This is a genomic window from Pseudoalteromonas rhizosphaerae, from assembly GCF_902498845.1.
Taxonomy (GTDB): domain Bacteria; phylum Pseudomonadota; class Gammaproteobacteria; order Enterobacterales; family Alteromonadaceae; genus Pseudoalteromonas; species Pseudoalteromonas rhizosphaerae.
In genome coordinates this window covers 318,624-331,697 of the sequence record NZ_CABVLM010000002.1, presented here as the reverse complement: position 1 = coordinate 331,697, position 13,074 = coordinate 318,624, and the positions used below count along the sequence as shown (strand labels likewise).

Here is a 13,074-nt window from a genome sequence, read left to right as displayed (position 1 = left end):
CCTTTTTTATTGAGGTAAAATGAATTTTTGTTCGCGCTTCCACTCAGTAGGTGTAAATGCACGGATCGAAACTGCGTGGATTGTGCCGTCAGAAATGGTGTTCATCAACGGACCATATACCAGCTGTTGTTTTTTCACTCGGCTTAACCCATCAAAACAATCGCCGACTGCGATAACTTCATAATGACTACCGTTGGCTTTCACATGTACTTCAGCTAATTGCAATTCGTCGCGCAATAAGGTTTCGACTTGGCTTGTTTCCATAACTCTCACTCAAATAGGTTGGTAACCTGTCCCAACTGCATCAACTTTTGCAGTTGTTCAGGAATATTTTGCAATTCAAGGTGAACACCTTGCTGCTTTAATTCTGCGAAAGAGTGAATTAACCAAGCTAAGCCCGCCGTGTCAACCCTAGACACCTCAGAAAGGTCAAAATACCAGTTTTTATGGCTAGTTTGTGAGTTTTTATTCAGAAGTCGTTCAGCGGAAATTGAATTTCGAGTCAATTCACCACTGACTCGATAGTGCTGTTCGTCAATCTGAGTAACCGTTACTTTACTCATTACCGCCGTCACCTCTAAATTGCACTGGCAACTTACTTTTCTGTTCAAGTAGGTCACTTACATGGTTAATACCTTGCTGGCGCAAAATGCCTTGAAATTCACTTTGCTTGGCATCTAATAAACTAATGCCCTCAGCAACCATGTCATAAGCACGCCATTCGCCATCGCGATCTTCACGTACTTTAAAATCAATTTTAATTTCCGGCTTACCTGGCTCGACAATTTTGGTTTTCACTAATACAAGGTCTTGTCCTGCAAACTCTTTGCTTGCACCAAACTCTACTTTTTGGTTGGTGTATTGGGTAAACACGCCAGCATAAGTGGCGATTAAGTATTCTTGAAACACATCAATAAAGTGTTTGATATCCTCAACCGCTTGCTTTTGCTCAGCAGGATCTTTAATCGCACGCACTTTTGATACATGACTTCCTAATACACGCAGTGCAGCATATTTATAATCAATGTAAGGCATCAACTCTTCTTTGACGATAACCCGTAGATGCTCTTTATCTTTTTCGATTAAAGGCTGGTCACGAGTAATACGTTGAAAAGTATTATCAGATACTTGGCGGACCATTTTATATGGGTCTGTTAAATCGACCGCATCGCTTGCTACGGTGATCGCGCTGAAAGTCAGCGCAACTAAAATTAAAAATTTCTTAAACATAATTACTTACTCGCCGCCTTGATTGAATAAAAATTGCCCGATTAACTCTTCAAGCACCAATGCTGATTTCGTGTCAGTGATATAGTCGCCATCATTTAAGGCTTTGCTTTCAACACCAAATAACTCGTCTAACCCTAAGTTTTTATCATTACTTGTTACCGCAACACCTAAACACGCTTGTTCAGCTGATTTTGGGGCAATGACAGGGTTAATCCCTAAATATTGCTCACCTAGGATGCCTGATGTCAAAATTGAAACTGAGCTGGTATCTGAAAAACGACATTTATATTGCGCATCAATCGTCATATCAACAACTGGCACAAATTCTTGTGGGTGAATTGAAATACCCTCAACTCGACCAACCACTACACCACCTACTTTAATCGGCGCACGTGTTTTTAATGAACCAATGTTTTCAAACTTGGCTTTCAATAAGTAAGTTTCGCCGTTGCCGCTGATCCCTGCATTGGCAACTTTTAACGCCAACATAGCAAAAGCTGCTATGCCTAGCGCAACAAAAAAACCAACTAAAATTTCTAATTTCCGTGAATTCATTATCTATACCTTTATTAGCTAGTAAACATTACCGCTGTCAAAATAAAATCAAACCCTAAAACAGCCAAAGATGAGTGTACAACTGTCTCTGTTGTTGCTTTACTGATCCCTTCAGAGGTCGGTATACAATCGTAGCCTTTATAAAGCGCAATCCATGTAACCACGATGGCAAATACAAAACTCTTGATCATGCCATTTAAAATATCTTGCTGAAACGATACTTGTGACTGCATGATTGACCAAAAACTCCCCGTATCAACACCCAACCAATCAACACCCACTAAATGAGCACCAATAATTGCAACTGCTGAAAATATTAACGCCAGTAATGGCATACTGATAAAGCCCGCCCAAAAGCGTGGCGCGATAATACGTTTAAGAGGGTCAATGGCCATCATTTCAAGACTTGATAACTGCTCAGTCGCTTTCATTAAACCTATTTCAGCGGTTAATGCACTACCAGCTCGCCCGGCAAACAATAATGCAGTAACAACAGGGCCTAACTCTCTGAGTAAACTCAATGCGACTAATGGACCTAAGCTGTCCTCTGCACCATAACCAACTAGTACGGTGTAGCCTTGCAACGCCAATACCATACCAATGAATAAGCCCGACACCATGATAATCAATAGTGACTGCGAGCCGACCATATATAATTGTCGTATTAAAAGCGGCGTGCCTTTTCTAAAATTAGGCAAACTCCATAACGCACCTATCAACATCTGAGTGGAGCGACCAAGTGCAGCAAATCGTCCTAACGTTTTATGACCTAGCATTTGCAAAAAATCAAACATCAGCGGCGCCCTCCCAGTAATTCTTCTTGATAAGGTTGAGCAGGAAAATGAAACGGCACTGGGCCATCAGATAATCCTTTTAAGAACTGCTGAACTAGGGCCGATTCATGATTACGCATTTCATCCGGTGTACCGCTACCAATAACGCCTTGATCGGCAATAATGATAACGTGATCGGCAATGCTCATCACTTCTGTTACATCGTGAGTTACGATTAATGATGATAATCCAAGCACTTGATTAAGCGATTTAATCAACTTAACTAATACCCCCATGGAAATTGGGTCTTGGCCTGCAAATGGCTCATCATACATAATTAATTCAGGATCAAGTGCGATTGAGCGCGCTAATGCAGCACGACGTGCCATACCACCTGACAGCTCAGAAGGCATTAGATCTTGTGCGCCACGCAAGCCAACAGCTTGTAATTTCATTAGCACCACAAGGCGAATTAAATCTTCACTTAGACGAGTGTGTTCACGCAGCGGAAAAGCGATATTGTCAAATACTGACATATCGGTAAATAATGCGCCGCTTTGGAACAACATACTCATTTTGGTTCGCGCCGCATAAAGCTCTTTGCGCGACATGGCAGGAATGTTATTACCTTCGAATAAAATAGTGCCGCTATCTGGTTTTAATTGACCACCAATTAAACGCAACATGGTGGTTTTACCAATTCCGCTTGGTCCCATTATTGCCGTAATTTTTCCTTTCGGGACACTAAAGCTCATATTTTTATATATGCAGCGATTGCCCCTAGAAAAGCTTACATCCTTGATTTCTACTATTGGTTGCGACAAGTCGCTCTCCATTACTATTTTCACTAGTTCACCTATTTTAAGCGTTTTTACAGCAAGATGGAAAAAACAAATCGTAAAATTTTGTAATATTCTATGTAATAGCGCTGCAAACCTTACAGCAGTAGGCTTAACCGTCGCTTAAATAATTATTCTCAGTCCAAATCAGTCCATAATCTAACAAGCTTCGCAGATTCTTTTATTTATACTTTCAGGTTGGCTTTTGTTACTATTTGCAGTCATCTCATTTTGAATAATTGGCGTAACGTAATGGTGACTTCTTTTGTCATTTTAATTCTCGGATTTGCAGCTCTAGTTTGGAGTGCGGATCGCTTTGTTTATGGTGCTGCGGCACTGGCAAAAAATTTCGGTGTTCCTACTCTTATTGTTGGCTTAACCGTTGTTGCGATGGGCTCGTCAGCCCCTGAAATGATGGTCTCAGCATCAGCTGCGCTTGCCGGTAAAACTGACACTGCCGTGGGTAACGCCGTTGGCTCAAATATCACTAATATTTTACTTGTTTTAGGTATTACCGCGCTATTGCGCCCACTCTCAGTATCATCAATGACATTAAAACGCGAAATGCCGCTTGTACTACTAGTGTCAATCGCTGCCTGGTATGTATTTTCTGATAACTACTTTTCATTTGCTGAGGGCGTTGCATTAATCATTGGCTTTGTGGTCTTTATTGCGGGCTTAGTTATTATTTCTATTCGCGCTAAAAACCAAGCTGACGACCCATTTGTAAGTGAAGCCTGTGAAGACGTACCAGATAACGTGCCCACCAAATCGGCTTTATTTTGGTTAATTATTGGTATGATATTACTGCCTGTCAGCTCACATTTTTTAGTTGGCTCAGCAGTTGATATAGCCAAATACTTTGGCCTAAGTGATTTAGTAATAGGGTTAACCATTATTGCTATTGGTACCAGTTTGCCTGAGCTGGCAGCCTGTATTGCTGGGGTATTAAAAAACGAAGATGATTTAGCACTGGGTAATATTGTTGGCTCAAATATCTTTAACATTTTAGCTGTGTTGCCACTGGCTGGGATTATCAACCCTTCAATTATTGATCCTTCAGCTGCAAACCGTGATGCCTTAATAATGATTGGTGCCACCATAGCCCTTATTGCTATGTCCTTGAGTTTTAGGGGCACAAGACGCATTAATAGAGTTGAAGGTGGCCTGTTATTGGTCGCGTTTTTAATCTATCAAGGTTATATTTTCAGCCAAGTTGCTTAATGCTAGCCACAAAATGGATAACACAATGACGCAGTTAAATTTTATTGAACAAGGTAAGCGGGTGCTAGAAATAGAGCGCCAAGCATTGCTTGATATAACCCAATATCTAGACGAAAACTTTAATCAAGCTTGCCAATTGATGTATCAATGTCACGGTAGGATCATAGTAGTCGGTATGGGGAAATCTGGGCATATTGGTAATAAAATTGCTGCAACACTGGCAAGCACTGGCACGCCTGCGTTTTTTGTCCATCCGGGTGAAGCAAGTCATGGTGATTTAGGGATGATCACTCGTGATGACGTGGTTATGCTTATTTCTAACTCAGGCGAAACCAGCGAAGTACTGAATATTATTCCGGTTATTAAACGTATTGGCGCAAAAATGATCGCCATGACAGGTAACCCTGAATCATCAATGGCAAATTGGGCTGATGCACATGTATGCATCAAAGTAAGTCAAGAGGCCTGCCCATTAGGACTCGCTCCGACTGCGAGCACGACTGCAACACTTGCGATGGGTGATGCAATAGCCGTTGCTCTGCTAGAAACCCGTGGCTTTACCGCCGATGACTTTGCGCTATCGCATCCTGGTGGTAGCTTAGGTAAACGTTTACTATTGTGTTTAAAAGATATTATGCACAGTGGCCCAGCAACGCCTATGATCAATGATAAGCAATGTATCAAAGATGCATTAATAGAAATGTCGGCAAAAGGCTTAGGTATGACAGCTATTGTTGATGACACAGGGCAACTTGCAGGGCTTTTTACTGATGGTGATTTACGCCGAATTTTAGAGCAACGAATAGATATTCACAGTACTTTGATAAGCACTGTCATGACCCGCTCTTGCACTACTGCAACTGCTGATATGCTTGCCGCCGAGGCACTCAATATCATGGAGAATAAGCGTATCAATGGCTTAATTGTAGTTGATGATAAACACCACCCTATTGGTGCTCTTAATATGCAAGATTTGCTCAAAGCAGGAGTTTTATAATGCAGTTTGCTGACTTATATCAGCCACTTTCAGATGATGCTCGCGAGCGAGCACAAAAAATCAAACTCCTGATCTGTGATATCGATGGGGTGTTTTCAGATGGTCGTATTTATCTTGGTAACCAAGGTGAAGAACTCAAAGCGTTTAATACTAAAGATGGCTTTGGTATCAAAGCACTGATCAATAGCGGTTTTGAAGTTGCCGTGATCACCGGTCGTCATTCACAGATAGTTCAGCAACGGATGACTAGCCTGACAGTACCGCATATTTACCAAGGCCAAGAAAACAAGTTGCAAGCTTATCAACAGCTCAAGGATAAATTGCAGTTAAGCGATGAACAAATCGCTTACATAGGCGATGACGGACCTGACTTGCCGGTAATGGAATTGGTTGGTTTTGCGGTGGCAGTAAATGATGCGCATCCACTAATCAAACGCATTTCACATTATACAACCATGCTACCTGGTGGCTTTGGGGCGGTGCGTGAACTCACTGATTTATTAATGCTCGAAAATGGTAAATCATTAACCAGCGAAGGCACGAGCTCATGAATAGTGCGCGTTTAATATTATGCGTATTATTTGTCGGCTGCATGGTATGGCTGTGGTATCCGTATTTTTATCAAAGTACCGCCATAAAACAACACCAAGAAGATATAATAGCAAAACCTGATTATACTGCGGTGGCATTAAAACAAACCGCATTTGATGAACAAGGTAAAATTAGCCACAAAGTAACAGCTGCTAAAATGGAACTCTACCAACAGTTAGGGTTCACTTACTTTGAACAACCTATTTTTACGCTCTATAATCAACAGCAAACGTGGCAAATTAATGCCGATGAAGCCACCTTATATGAAAATCATCAATTAATTTTAGAAGGTAATGTGGTTGCTAAAAACCTGACCAATAATGCCATGATTGAACATATAAACGCAGATAATATTCAGGTTGATATTGAACTACAAACCATGAGTTCAGAACAACCAGTTGAATTAATCGGACCAAATTTAAAAATCACTGGGCGCGGTCTCCATGCCGACTTAAAAGCCGAAGTGGTAGAACTAATTAACCATACGCGAACCATATATTATGACCAATAAATTTGCTCACTTGCTTGTTATACCAAGCTTATTCATTGCTTTTGCAAGCTTTGCTGAAAATACGACACCACCTGCAGATCAAGTCTCTATCAGTGCTGACACGCAGCTTGCCCAACTGAAAGATAATATCGGTATTTTTGAAAAAAATGTTGAAATCATTCATGGTAACCGCCGTATCAAAGCGGATCGACTTGAAGTCCATAAGCGCGAAGATTTAGGCGATAACAAACAACTACTTGTCGCAACTGGCAGTCCGGCTTACTTTGAAGAAAAACAAACTGATGGCACAGTAATGAGTGCCAGTGCTGATGAAGTCCGTTACGATGTCGCTAAGCGCTATTTAACCTTGGTTGGCAATGCACAAGTCACTCAGGCAGGTCAAAAAATCAATGCCAAAAGCATTACCTATGATATGGACCAGCAACTGATCAGTGCTGAAAAAGGCGCAAGCTCAAGCGATCGTGTGCACACCATTTTGGTACCAGTAGACAGTAAAGAAGACAAATCTAAAGGGCAGCCATGAGTACATTAAAAGCTGAATTTCTAGCAAAAAGCTATAAAGGTCGCCAAGTTGTAAAAAGCGTGGGCTTAGAAGTTAGCGCAGGCAGCATTGTTGGCTTATTGGGTCCTAATGGCGCTGGTAAAACCACCACCTTTTATATGATTGTGGGTTTAGTTCCAAGCGACAAAGGTAAAATCAGTATTGATGATAATGACATCACCTTACTGCCAATGCACAGTCGCGCACGGTTAGGGATTGGCTACCTGCCACAAGAATCATCCATCTTCCGTAAATTAACTGTTTATCAAAACCTGATGGCTATTTTAGAAACTCGTAAAGAGCTGAATAAACAAGCCAGAGAAGAAGCGCTCGACAGCTTACTTGATGAGTTTAGCATTCAACATATCCGCGACAGCCAAGGTATGGCATTATCTGGCGGTGAACGTCGTCGAGTTGAAATTGCACGCGCTTTAGCCGCAAACCCAAAATTTATCTTACTTGATGAGCCTTTTGCTGGCGTTGATCCTATTTCAGTGTTAGATATAAAGAAGATTATTGAACACCTTAAAAACCGTGGTATTGGCGTGCTTATTACCGACCACAATGTACGAGAAACCCTTGATGTTTGTGAAAAAGCCTACATAGTTTCTCATGGGGAGTTAATTGCATCAGGTACCCCTGAGCATGTACTCGCCGACCAAACAGTCCGCGATGTTTACCTGGGCGAGCAATTTAGGCTATAAAGCCACGCTCGGCTAAGTATCTGCTAGACTTAACGATGATAACAATAAAAGGATTGTTAGAGATACATGAGGCAATCACTCCAGCTGCGCATGGGCCAGCAACTTACAATGACACCACAGCTGCAACAAGCAATTCGCTTATTGCAACTCAGTACATTGGATCTCCAGCAAGAAATTCAAGAAGCGCTCGACAGCAATCCATTGTTAGAGCTAGAAGAACATGAATACTCAGACGACACGGCTGGTAAAAACGAACAAAAACAAGATAACGATGACTTAACCGTTAGCGCATCAGCGGACGACAAGCCCAGCGAATATGAACAAGAAAGTAGCGAAGCATTAAGTAAAGAGACCTTAAGTGACGAAATGGCTATGGACGTCACCTGGGACGAATACATGAGTGCTGCGCCAAATACGTCATCTGGGCCAATGCCTGAAGATGAGTCAATTTATCAAGGTGCCTCAACTGAAACCCTGCACGAATATCTGATGTGGCAATTACAGCTCACACCTTTTAGTCCAACCGATGAAGCTATTGCCATTGCGATTGTTGAAGCTGTTGACGATTCAGGTATTTTAACCTTGAGCTGCGAAGACATCGCAGAGAGCTTAAATCAAGGTAATAACGAAGAAGAAATCGAACTAGACGAAGTGCAAGCAGTGTTAAAACGCATTCAGTTATTTGACCCTGTTGGTATTGCTGCGCGCAGCCTACAAGAATGTTTATGTATTCAATTAAATCAATTTGATCCTGCAACTCCTTGGATTAGCGAGACTAAAATGATTTTAACTGATCATATCGATTTATTAGCTAGTCGTGACTATCGCACTTTGATGAAAAAGACTAAGCTTAAAGAAGATGAGCTGAAAGAAGTAATGACATTGATCCACAGCCTTAATCCAAAGCCTGCGGATACTATAGTACGCGAAGAATCAGAGTATGTTATTCCTGACGTTTCGGTGAAAAAAATTAAAGGTCGCTGGGTGGTTGAACTCAATCCAGACAGCATGCCAAAAATTAGAGTGAACAGCCAATATGCAGCGATGTCACGCTCTGTAAAATCAAGCACTGACAGCCAATTTATACGCTCGCATTTGCAAGAAGCTAAATGGTTTATTAAAAGCCTAGAAAGTCGTAACGAGACGTTACTCAAAGTAACCAACTGCATTGTTAAACAGCAGCAAGGATTCTTTGAGCATGGCCCTGAGGCCATGCGCCCTATGGTACTAAACGACGTTGCCGAAATGGTTGAGATGCACGAATCAACAATTTCTCGTGTAACCACCCAAAAATACATGCATACCCCTCGTGGTATATTTGAGTTAAAATATTTTTTCTCGAGCCATGTAAGTACTGAGAACGGCGGCGAATGCTCATCTACAGCCATTCGAGCATTGATCAGAAAATTGATCAGTGCAGAAAACTCAGCGAAACCATTGAGTGATAGTAAAATTGCAGATATATTGGCAGAGCAAGGTATCAAAGTAGCTAGACGGACTATTGCAAAATACCGCGAGTCACTGGCTATTCCACCGTCAAATCAACGTAAAAGTTTGATTTAAGGCGTAAAATCACAAGAGGAAAATGCTTATGCAACTAAATTTAACTGGTCGTCATGTAGAAATTACTGATTCATTAAGAGACTATGTAAACAATAAGTTTGCCAAGCTTGAAAGGCATTTTGATCATATCAATAATGTCCATGTCATTCTTGATGTAGAAAAGCTAAGCCAAAAAGCAGAAGCCACATTACATGTCAGTGGCGCTGAATTATTTGCCTCAACTGAGCACCAAGACATGTATGCAGCCATTGACGGACTAATCGACAAACTTGACCGTCAGGTAATTAAACACAAAGAGAAGCACGCTCGACACTAACACTATGAAATTAAGCTCACTTATTTGCCAGGACTGCAGTAAAGCTGCGGTCCTTTTTAATAGCAAAAAACGGATCATTGAATTTATCAGCCAATTGGCTCATGAACAACTTCCTCAGCTATCACAACAAGAAATCCTTAACGCACTACTGTCGAGAGAAAAACTAGGTAGTACGGGTATTGGTCGTGGTATTGCTATTCCTCATGGCCGTATGAGTGGTGTTGAAAACCCGCTAGCAATAATTATAGTGAGTGAATCACCGATTGATTTTGATGCGATAGATAATCGCCCAGTTGATATATTTGTAGCTCTCATCGTGCCAGATGGTGATAGCCAACTTCATTTGAAGACGTTAGCCACAATTGCTGATAAACTCAACGACAAAGATTTTTGTAAACAACTACGTAGCGCAAAAACAGACCAAGATTTGTATCACGTAATTGCTGCGCAATCGTAGCCAAATGAAGGAGAATTTACATGGAGTTAATCATCATCAGTGGGCGTTCTGGCTCAGGTAAATCTGTTGCTCTGCGTGTAGTAGAAGATCTTGGCTATTATTGTGTAGATAATATTCCGGTAAACTTATTACCTTCATTAGTGCGCAGTGTCTCTGATAATTATGACAAAATTGCCGTCAGTATTGATGTCCGTAATTTACCGAAAGAGCAGGAAGAATTTAACGATATTCTTGAATACTTGCCTGGTTTTGCAAATCCGACGCTATTTTATTTAGACAGTGATGATCAAACCCTGATCAAACGTTTTTCTGAAACTCGCCGCTTACACCCATTATCTTTGGACTCTTTGCCACTGGATTTAGCCATCAAGCAAGAAAAAGTATTACTTGATGTATTAACTACTCGCGCTGACTTTATACTTGATACCACTGATCTGAGTGTCCACCAGCTTGCAGAGTCAATCCGTGAAAAGATTTTAGGGAAAAAAGATAAAAAACTAATCATTACCTTTGAATCATTTGGTTTTAAATATGGTATCCCAAAAGAAGCTGATTATGTTTTTGATGCACGCTTTTTACCAAACCCACATTGGGAGCCTGAGCTTAAGCCACTTACAGGCCTTGATCAGCCAGTAAAAGATTATTTAGCCAGCCATAGTATCGTACAAAAATTCACTTGGCAGATCCAAACCTTTGTACAAACTTGGTTACCGCATTTGGAGCGTAATAACCGCAGTTACTTAACAATTGCTATTGGTTGCACCGGTGGTCAACATCGCTCAGTTTATCTAGCGCAAACTATAGGTGAAAGCTTCTCGATGAGCCACAGCAATGTGAAAATTCGCCATCGAGAACAAGAATAACAACTCACGTTTACAGTAAGGAATGTTGATGCGTTTAGAAGATACATTTTTAATAAAAAACAAACTCGGTTTACATGCTCGCGCAGCCAGCGTATTAGCGCAATTAGCTGTGCAGTTTGATGCCAGCATCACACTTCATCAAGATGACAAACAAGCCGCAGGCGATAGCGTACTCGGCTTAATGCTATTAGAAAGTAGCCAAGGCAAAGAAGTTAAAGTTGTATGTGAAGGCCCGGACGCTGAACCTGCTCTTGCAGCAATTGGCGAGTTGATCGCGCAACGCTTTAACGAACAAGAATAGCTCGTAGTCAGTACCACTAAATTGCGTTAAACTAAATAAAGTCGTTAATTAAACAGACCAAGCGCATTAATTATCGATAACAGTTACCCTACCTATCAAGTGTATTAATTTTTTAAGGACGCCAATGCCAGAAGCTTTTGAACAAGATTACCCACTACAACAACTAAAACAAGTGACCAAGTCACTTAACAGTGGTCAATTTGTTCAAGTAAGGCGTATGTTGGCAAAAACAGCTCCGTGTGACACTGCATTATTACTCGAGTCATCCCCGCATAAAATTCGTACCTTGCTATGGCAACTGGTTGATCCAGATGTACAAGGTGACGTACTCGAAGAACTCTCAGAAGATGTTCGTTTAGGGATCATTGCCCAAATGGAGCCGAAGCACATCGCTGCGGCAACTGAGGACATGAGCCACGATGATCTAGGGGAAGTACTACGTAGCCTACCTGATACCGTCTACAAAGACGTTGTTAGTGCCATGGACAGCCAAGATCGAGAACGTGCAACTCAAGCACTCTCTTATCAAGAGCGCTCTGCTGGCGCGCTGATGAACACCGATACAGTCACCATCCGTCCAGATGTCACTATCGACGTAGTACTGCGCTACTTACGTTTACGTGGTGAGCTACCAGAAGGTACCGATGATCTTTATGTTGTTGATAAACATAACTGCTTTATTGGTGCCATGTCGTTAACGACCTTGTTGACTAACTCGCCAGATAAAATTATTCGTGACTTAATGGATGAAGATTGTGAATCTATCCTCATTTCGATGGATGAAACCGATGTAGCACAACTGTTTGAACGTCATAACTGGATATCAGCACCAGTGGTTGATGATAATGACCATCTACTTGGCCGTATCACCATCGATGATATCGTTGACGTTATCCGTGAAGACGCCGAACATAGCTTATTAAGCCTAGCTGGTCTTGATGATGAAGAAGATACCTTTGCCCCAGTGTTAAAAAGTTCGAAAAAGCGCTCAATTTGGCTTGGCGTTAACTTATTAACCGCGCTACTTGCTGCGATTGTGGCAAGCTTCTTTGAAAACACTTTAGCAATTTTACCTATTCTAGCGGTACTCAACGGTATAGTGCCATCCATGGGTGGTGTTGCGGGCAGCCAAACATTAACCCTCGTAATACGTGGTATTGCAGTGGGTCATATCAACCAAACTAACCAACGCTTTTTACTGATCAAAGAGCTTGCAATCGGCGCAATAAACGGGATTGTTTGGTCCATTTTAATTGCCGGTGTTGTCGCTATTTGGCAATGGGACTTTAAGCTTGGCGGCGTACTCGCCTTTGCCATGTTTATGAACTTAGTAGCCGCAGGTATCGCCGGTGCCAGTATTCCGCTACTATTGAAAAAAATGAAAATTGACCCTGCATTAGCTGGCAGCGTAGTACTGACAACCGTAACCGATATTGTAGGGATCTTCGCCTTCCTAGGCACCGCCACATGGTTGTTGGTGTAGTTAAAAATTAGTTAAAGGTTAAACCCATCGTAGGCGCGAGTTTATCTCGCGCATCTCTTAGCGTTACATCAACCGCGCGGCATAAAGCACCGCCTACGATAAACCCAAAACTTTAACACCCGTAGG

General features: G+C 41.7%; 18 protein-coding genes. 12 read left to right on the top strand and 6 right to left on the bottom strand.

The features are described 5' to 3' along the window. Nucleotides 1-6: 6 nt before the first annotated feature. Genes PSR9079_RS04530 through mlaF form a run of 6 tightly spaced genes read right to left on the bottom strand, consistent with a single transcriptional unit; the run spans nucleotide 7 to nucleotide 3,394 of the window. Nucleotides 7-264 carry a BolA family protein gene (locus PSR9079_RS04530; RefSeq protein WP_149980598.1) on the bottom strand — a complete coding sequence of 86 codons (258 nt, stop codon included), beginning with the start codon at nucleotides 262-264 and terminating at the stop codon, nucleotides 7-9. A gap of 5 nt (nucleotides 265-269) precedes the next feature. Further along, nucleotides 270-563 (bottom strand): STAS domain-containing protein, encoded by a 294-nt coding sequence (locus tag PSR9079_RS04525; protein WP_149980597.1) that lies wholly within the window; start codon nucleotides 561-563, stop codon nucleotides 270-272. Beyond that, a complete protein-coding gene (locus PSR9079_RS04520; protein ID WP_149980596.1) occupies nucleotides 556-1,230 on the bottom strand; it encodes an MlaC/ttg2D family ABC transporter substrate-binding protein in 675 nt (224 codons plus the stop codon). Before PSR9079_RS04520 ends, PSR9079_RS04525 begins: the two co-directional genes overlap by 8 nt. 6 nt (nucleotides 1,231-1,236) lie before the next feature. Further along, nucleotides 1,237-1,785: an outer membrane lipid asymmetry maintenance protein MlaD gene (gene mlaD, locus PSR9079_RS04515; protein WP_149980595.1), complete on the bottom strand. Its 549-nt coding sequence runs from the start codon at nucleotides 1,783-1,785 to the stop codon at nucleotides 1,237-1,239. Nucleotides 1,786-1,799: 14 nt separating this feature from the next. Then, nucleotides 1,800-2,579, bottom strand: coding sequence for a lipid asymmetry maintenance ABC transporter permease subunit MlaE (gene mlaE / locus PSR9079_RS04510; protein ID WP_145236765.1), 780 nt, complete (start codon nucleotides 2,577-2,579; stop codon nucleotides 1,800-1,802). After that, entirely contained in the window at nucleotides 2,579-3,394 is an 816-nt protein-coding gene (gene mlaF, locus PSR9079_RS04505) for a phospholipid ABC transporter ATP-binding protein MlaF (protein ID WP_145237133.1), read from the bottom strand. Before mlaF ends, mlaE begins: the two co-directional genes overlap by 1 nt. A 255-nt stretch (nucleotides 3,395-3,649) precedes the next feature. Here mlaF and PSR9079_RS04500 point away from each other — a divergent pair, with 255 nt between their 5' ends. The 12 genes from PSR9079_RS04500 to mgtE all read left to right on the top strand — a co-directional run bounded on the left by PSR9079_RS04500 (nucleotide 3,650) and on the right by mgtE (nucleotide 12,948). Next, on the top strand, nucleotides 3,650-4,621 hold the full coding sequence (locus PSR9079_RS04500) for a calcium/sodium antiporter (protein WP_149980594.1): 972 nt from the start codon (nucleotides 3,650-3,652) through the stop codon (nucleotides 4,619-4,621). Between the two features lie 25 nt (nucleotides 4,622-4,646). Beyond that, nucleotides 4,647-5,618 carry a KpsF/GutQ family sugar-phosphate isomerase gene (locus tag PSR9079_RS04495; RefSeq protein ID WP_145236758.1) on the top strand — a complete coding sequence of 324 codons (972 nt, stop codon included), beginning with the start codon at nucleotides 4,647-4,649 and terminating at the stop codon, nucleotides 5,616-5,618. Next, complete coding sequence (gene kdsC / locus PSR9079_RS04490) at nucleotides 5,618-6,169, top strand: 3-deoxy-manno-octulosonate-8-phosphatase KdsC (protein WP_149980593.1); 552 nt, start codon at nucleotides 5,618-5,620, stop codon at nucleotides 6,167-6,169. The genes PSR9079_RS04495 and kdsC overlap by 1 nt, the downstream gene beginning before the upstream one ends. Further along, on the top strand, nucleotides 6,166-6,720 hold the full coding sequence (lptC, locus tag PSR9079_RS04485) for an LPS export ABC transporter periplasmic protein LptC (RefSeq protein ID WP_149980592.1): 555 nt from the start codon (nucleotides 6,166-6,168) through the stop codon (nucleotides 6,718-6,720). The genes kdsC and lptC overlap by 4 nt, the downstream gene beginning before the upstream one ends. Next, nucleotides 6,710-7,243, top strand: coding sequence for a lipopolysaccharide transport periplasmic protein LptA (lptA, locus tag PSR9079_RS04480; protein WP_149980591.1), 534 nt, complete (start codon nucleotides 6,710-6,712; stop codon nucleotides 7,241-7,243). The genes lptC and lptA overlap by 11 nt, the downstream gene beginning before the upstream one ends. Continuing rightward, nucleotides 7,240-7,965 (top strand): LPS export ABC transporter ATP-binding protein, encoded by a 726-nt coding sequence (gene lptB / locus PSR9079_RS04475; protein ID WP_149980590.1) that lies wholly within the window; start codon nucleotides 7,240-7,242, stop codon nucleotides 7,963-7,965. The genes lptA and lptB overlap by 4 nt, the downstream gene beginning before the upstream one ends. Before the next feature lie 66 nt (nucleotides 7,966-8,031). Beyond that, nucleotides 8,032-9,528 carry an RNA polymerase factor sigma-54 gene (locus PSR9079_RS04470; protein WP_145236743.1) on the top strand — a complete coding sequence of 499 codons (1,497 nt, stop codon included), beginning with the start codon at nucleotides 8,032-8,034 and terminating at the stop codon, nucleotides 9,526-9,528. 28 nt (nucleotides 9,529-9,556) lie between these two features. Then, nucleotides 9,557-9,844 carry a ribosome hibernation promoting factor gene (hpf, locus tag PSR9079_RS04465; protein ID WP_145236739.1) on the top strand — a complete coding sequence of 96 codons (288 nt, stop codon included), beginning with the start codon at nucleotides 9,557-9,559 and terminating at the stop codon, nucleotides 9,842-9,844. A gap of 4 nt (nucleotides 9,845-9,848) precedes the next feature. Beyond that, nucleotides 9,849-10,301: a PTS IIA-like nitrogen regulatory protein PtsN gene (gene ptsN / locus PSR9079_RS04460; protein ID WP_149980589.1), complete on the top strand. Its 453-nt coding sequence runs from the start codon at nucleotides 9,849-9,851 to the stop codon at nucleotides 10,299-10,301. Nucleotides 10,302-10,321: 20 nt separating this feature from the next. Continuing rightward, nucleotides 10,322-11,164, top strand: a complete 843-nt coding sequence (gene rapZ / locus PSR9079_RS04455; RefSeq protein ID WP_149980588.1) for an RNase adapter RapZ — start codon at nucleotides 10,322-10,324, stop codon at nucleotides 11,162-11,164. A gap of 28 nt (nucleotides 11,165-11,192) precedes the next feature. After that, nucleotides 11,193-11,465: an HPr family phosphocarrier protein gene (locus PSR9079_RS04450; protein ID WP_064667815.1), complete on the top strand. Its 273-nt coding sequence runs from the start codon at nucleotides 11,193-11,195 to the stop codon at nucleotides 11,463-11,465. 124 nt (nucleotides 11,466-11,589) lie between these two features. Then, nucleotides 11,590-12,948 (top strand): magnesium transporter, encoded by a 1,359-nt coding sequence (gene mgtE / locus PSR9079_RS04445; protein WP_145236729.1) that lies wholly within the window; start codon nucleotides 11,590-11,592, stop codon nucleotides 12,946-12,948. Nucleotides 12,949-13,074: the final 126 nt, after the last annotated feature.

Coding starts and splice junctions, on each gene's coding strand:
- PSR9079_RS04530 (WP_149980598.1), bottom strand. CDS start 264: ATGGAAACAAGCCAAGTCGAAACCTTATTGCGCGACGAATTGCAATTA.
- PSR9079_RS04525 (WP_149980597.1), bottom strand. CDS start 563: ATGAGTAAAGTAACGGTTACTCAGATTGACGAACAGCACTATCGAGTC.
- PSR9079_RS04520 (WP_149980596.1), bottom strand. CDS start 1,230: ATGTTTAAGAAATTTTTAATTTTAGTTGCGCTGACTTTCAGCGCGATC.
- mlaD (WP_149980595.1), bottom strand. CDS start 1,785: ATGAATTCACGGAAATTAGAAATTTTAGTTGGTTTTTTTGTTGCGCTA.
- mlaE (WP_145236765.1), bottom strand. CDS start 2,579: ATGTTTGATTTTTTGCAAATGCTAGGTCATAAAACGTTAGGACGATTT.
- mlaF (WP_145237133.1), bottom strand. CDS start 3,394: ATGGAGAGCGACTTGTCGCAACCAATAGTAGAAATCAAGGATGTAAGC.
- PSR9079_RS04500 (WP_149980594.1), top strand. CDS start 3,650: ATGGTGACTTCTTTTGTCATTTTAATTCTCGGATTTGCAGCTCTAGTT.
- PSR9079_RS04495 (WP_145236758.1), top strand. CDS start 4,647: ATGACGCAGTTAAATTTTATTGAACAAGGTAAGCGGGTGCTAGAAATA.
- kdsC (WP_149980593.1), top strand. CDS start 5,618: ATGCAGTTTGCTGACTTATATCAGCCACTTTCAGATGATGCTCGCGAG.
- lptC (WP_149980592.1), top strand. CDS start 6,166: ATGAATAGTGCGCGTTTAATATTATGCGTATTATTTGTCGGCTGCATG.
- lptA (WP_149980591.1), top strand. CDS start 6,710: ATGACCAATAAATTTGCTCACTTGCTTGTTATACCAAGCTTATTCATT.
- lptB (WP_149980590.1), top strand. CDS start 7,240: ATGAGTACATTAAAAGCTGAATTTCTAGCAAAAAGCTATAAAGGTCGC.
- PSR9079_RS04470 (WP_145236743.1), top strand. CDS start 8,032: ATGAGGCAATCACTCCAGCTGCGCATGGGCCAGCAACTTACAATGACA.
- hpf (WP_145236739.1), top strand. CDS start 9,557: ATGCAACTAAATTTAACTGGTCGTCATGTAGAAATTACTGATTCATTA.
- ptsN (WP_149980589.1), top strand. CDS start 9,849: ATGAAATTAAGCTCACTTATTTGCCAGGACTGCAGTAAAGCTGCGGTC.
- rapZ (WP_149980588.1), top strand. CDS start 10,322: ATGGAGTTAATCATCATCAGTGGGCGTTCTGGCTCAGGTAAATCTGTT.
- PSR9079_RS04450 (WP_064667815.1), top strand. CDS start 11,193: ATGCGTTTAGAAGATACATTTTTAATAAAAAACAAACTCGGTTTACAT.
- mgtE (WP_145236729.1), top strand. CDS start 11,590: ATGCCAGAAGCTTTTGAACAAGATTACCCACTACAACAACTAAAACAA.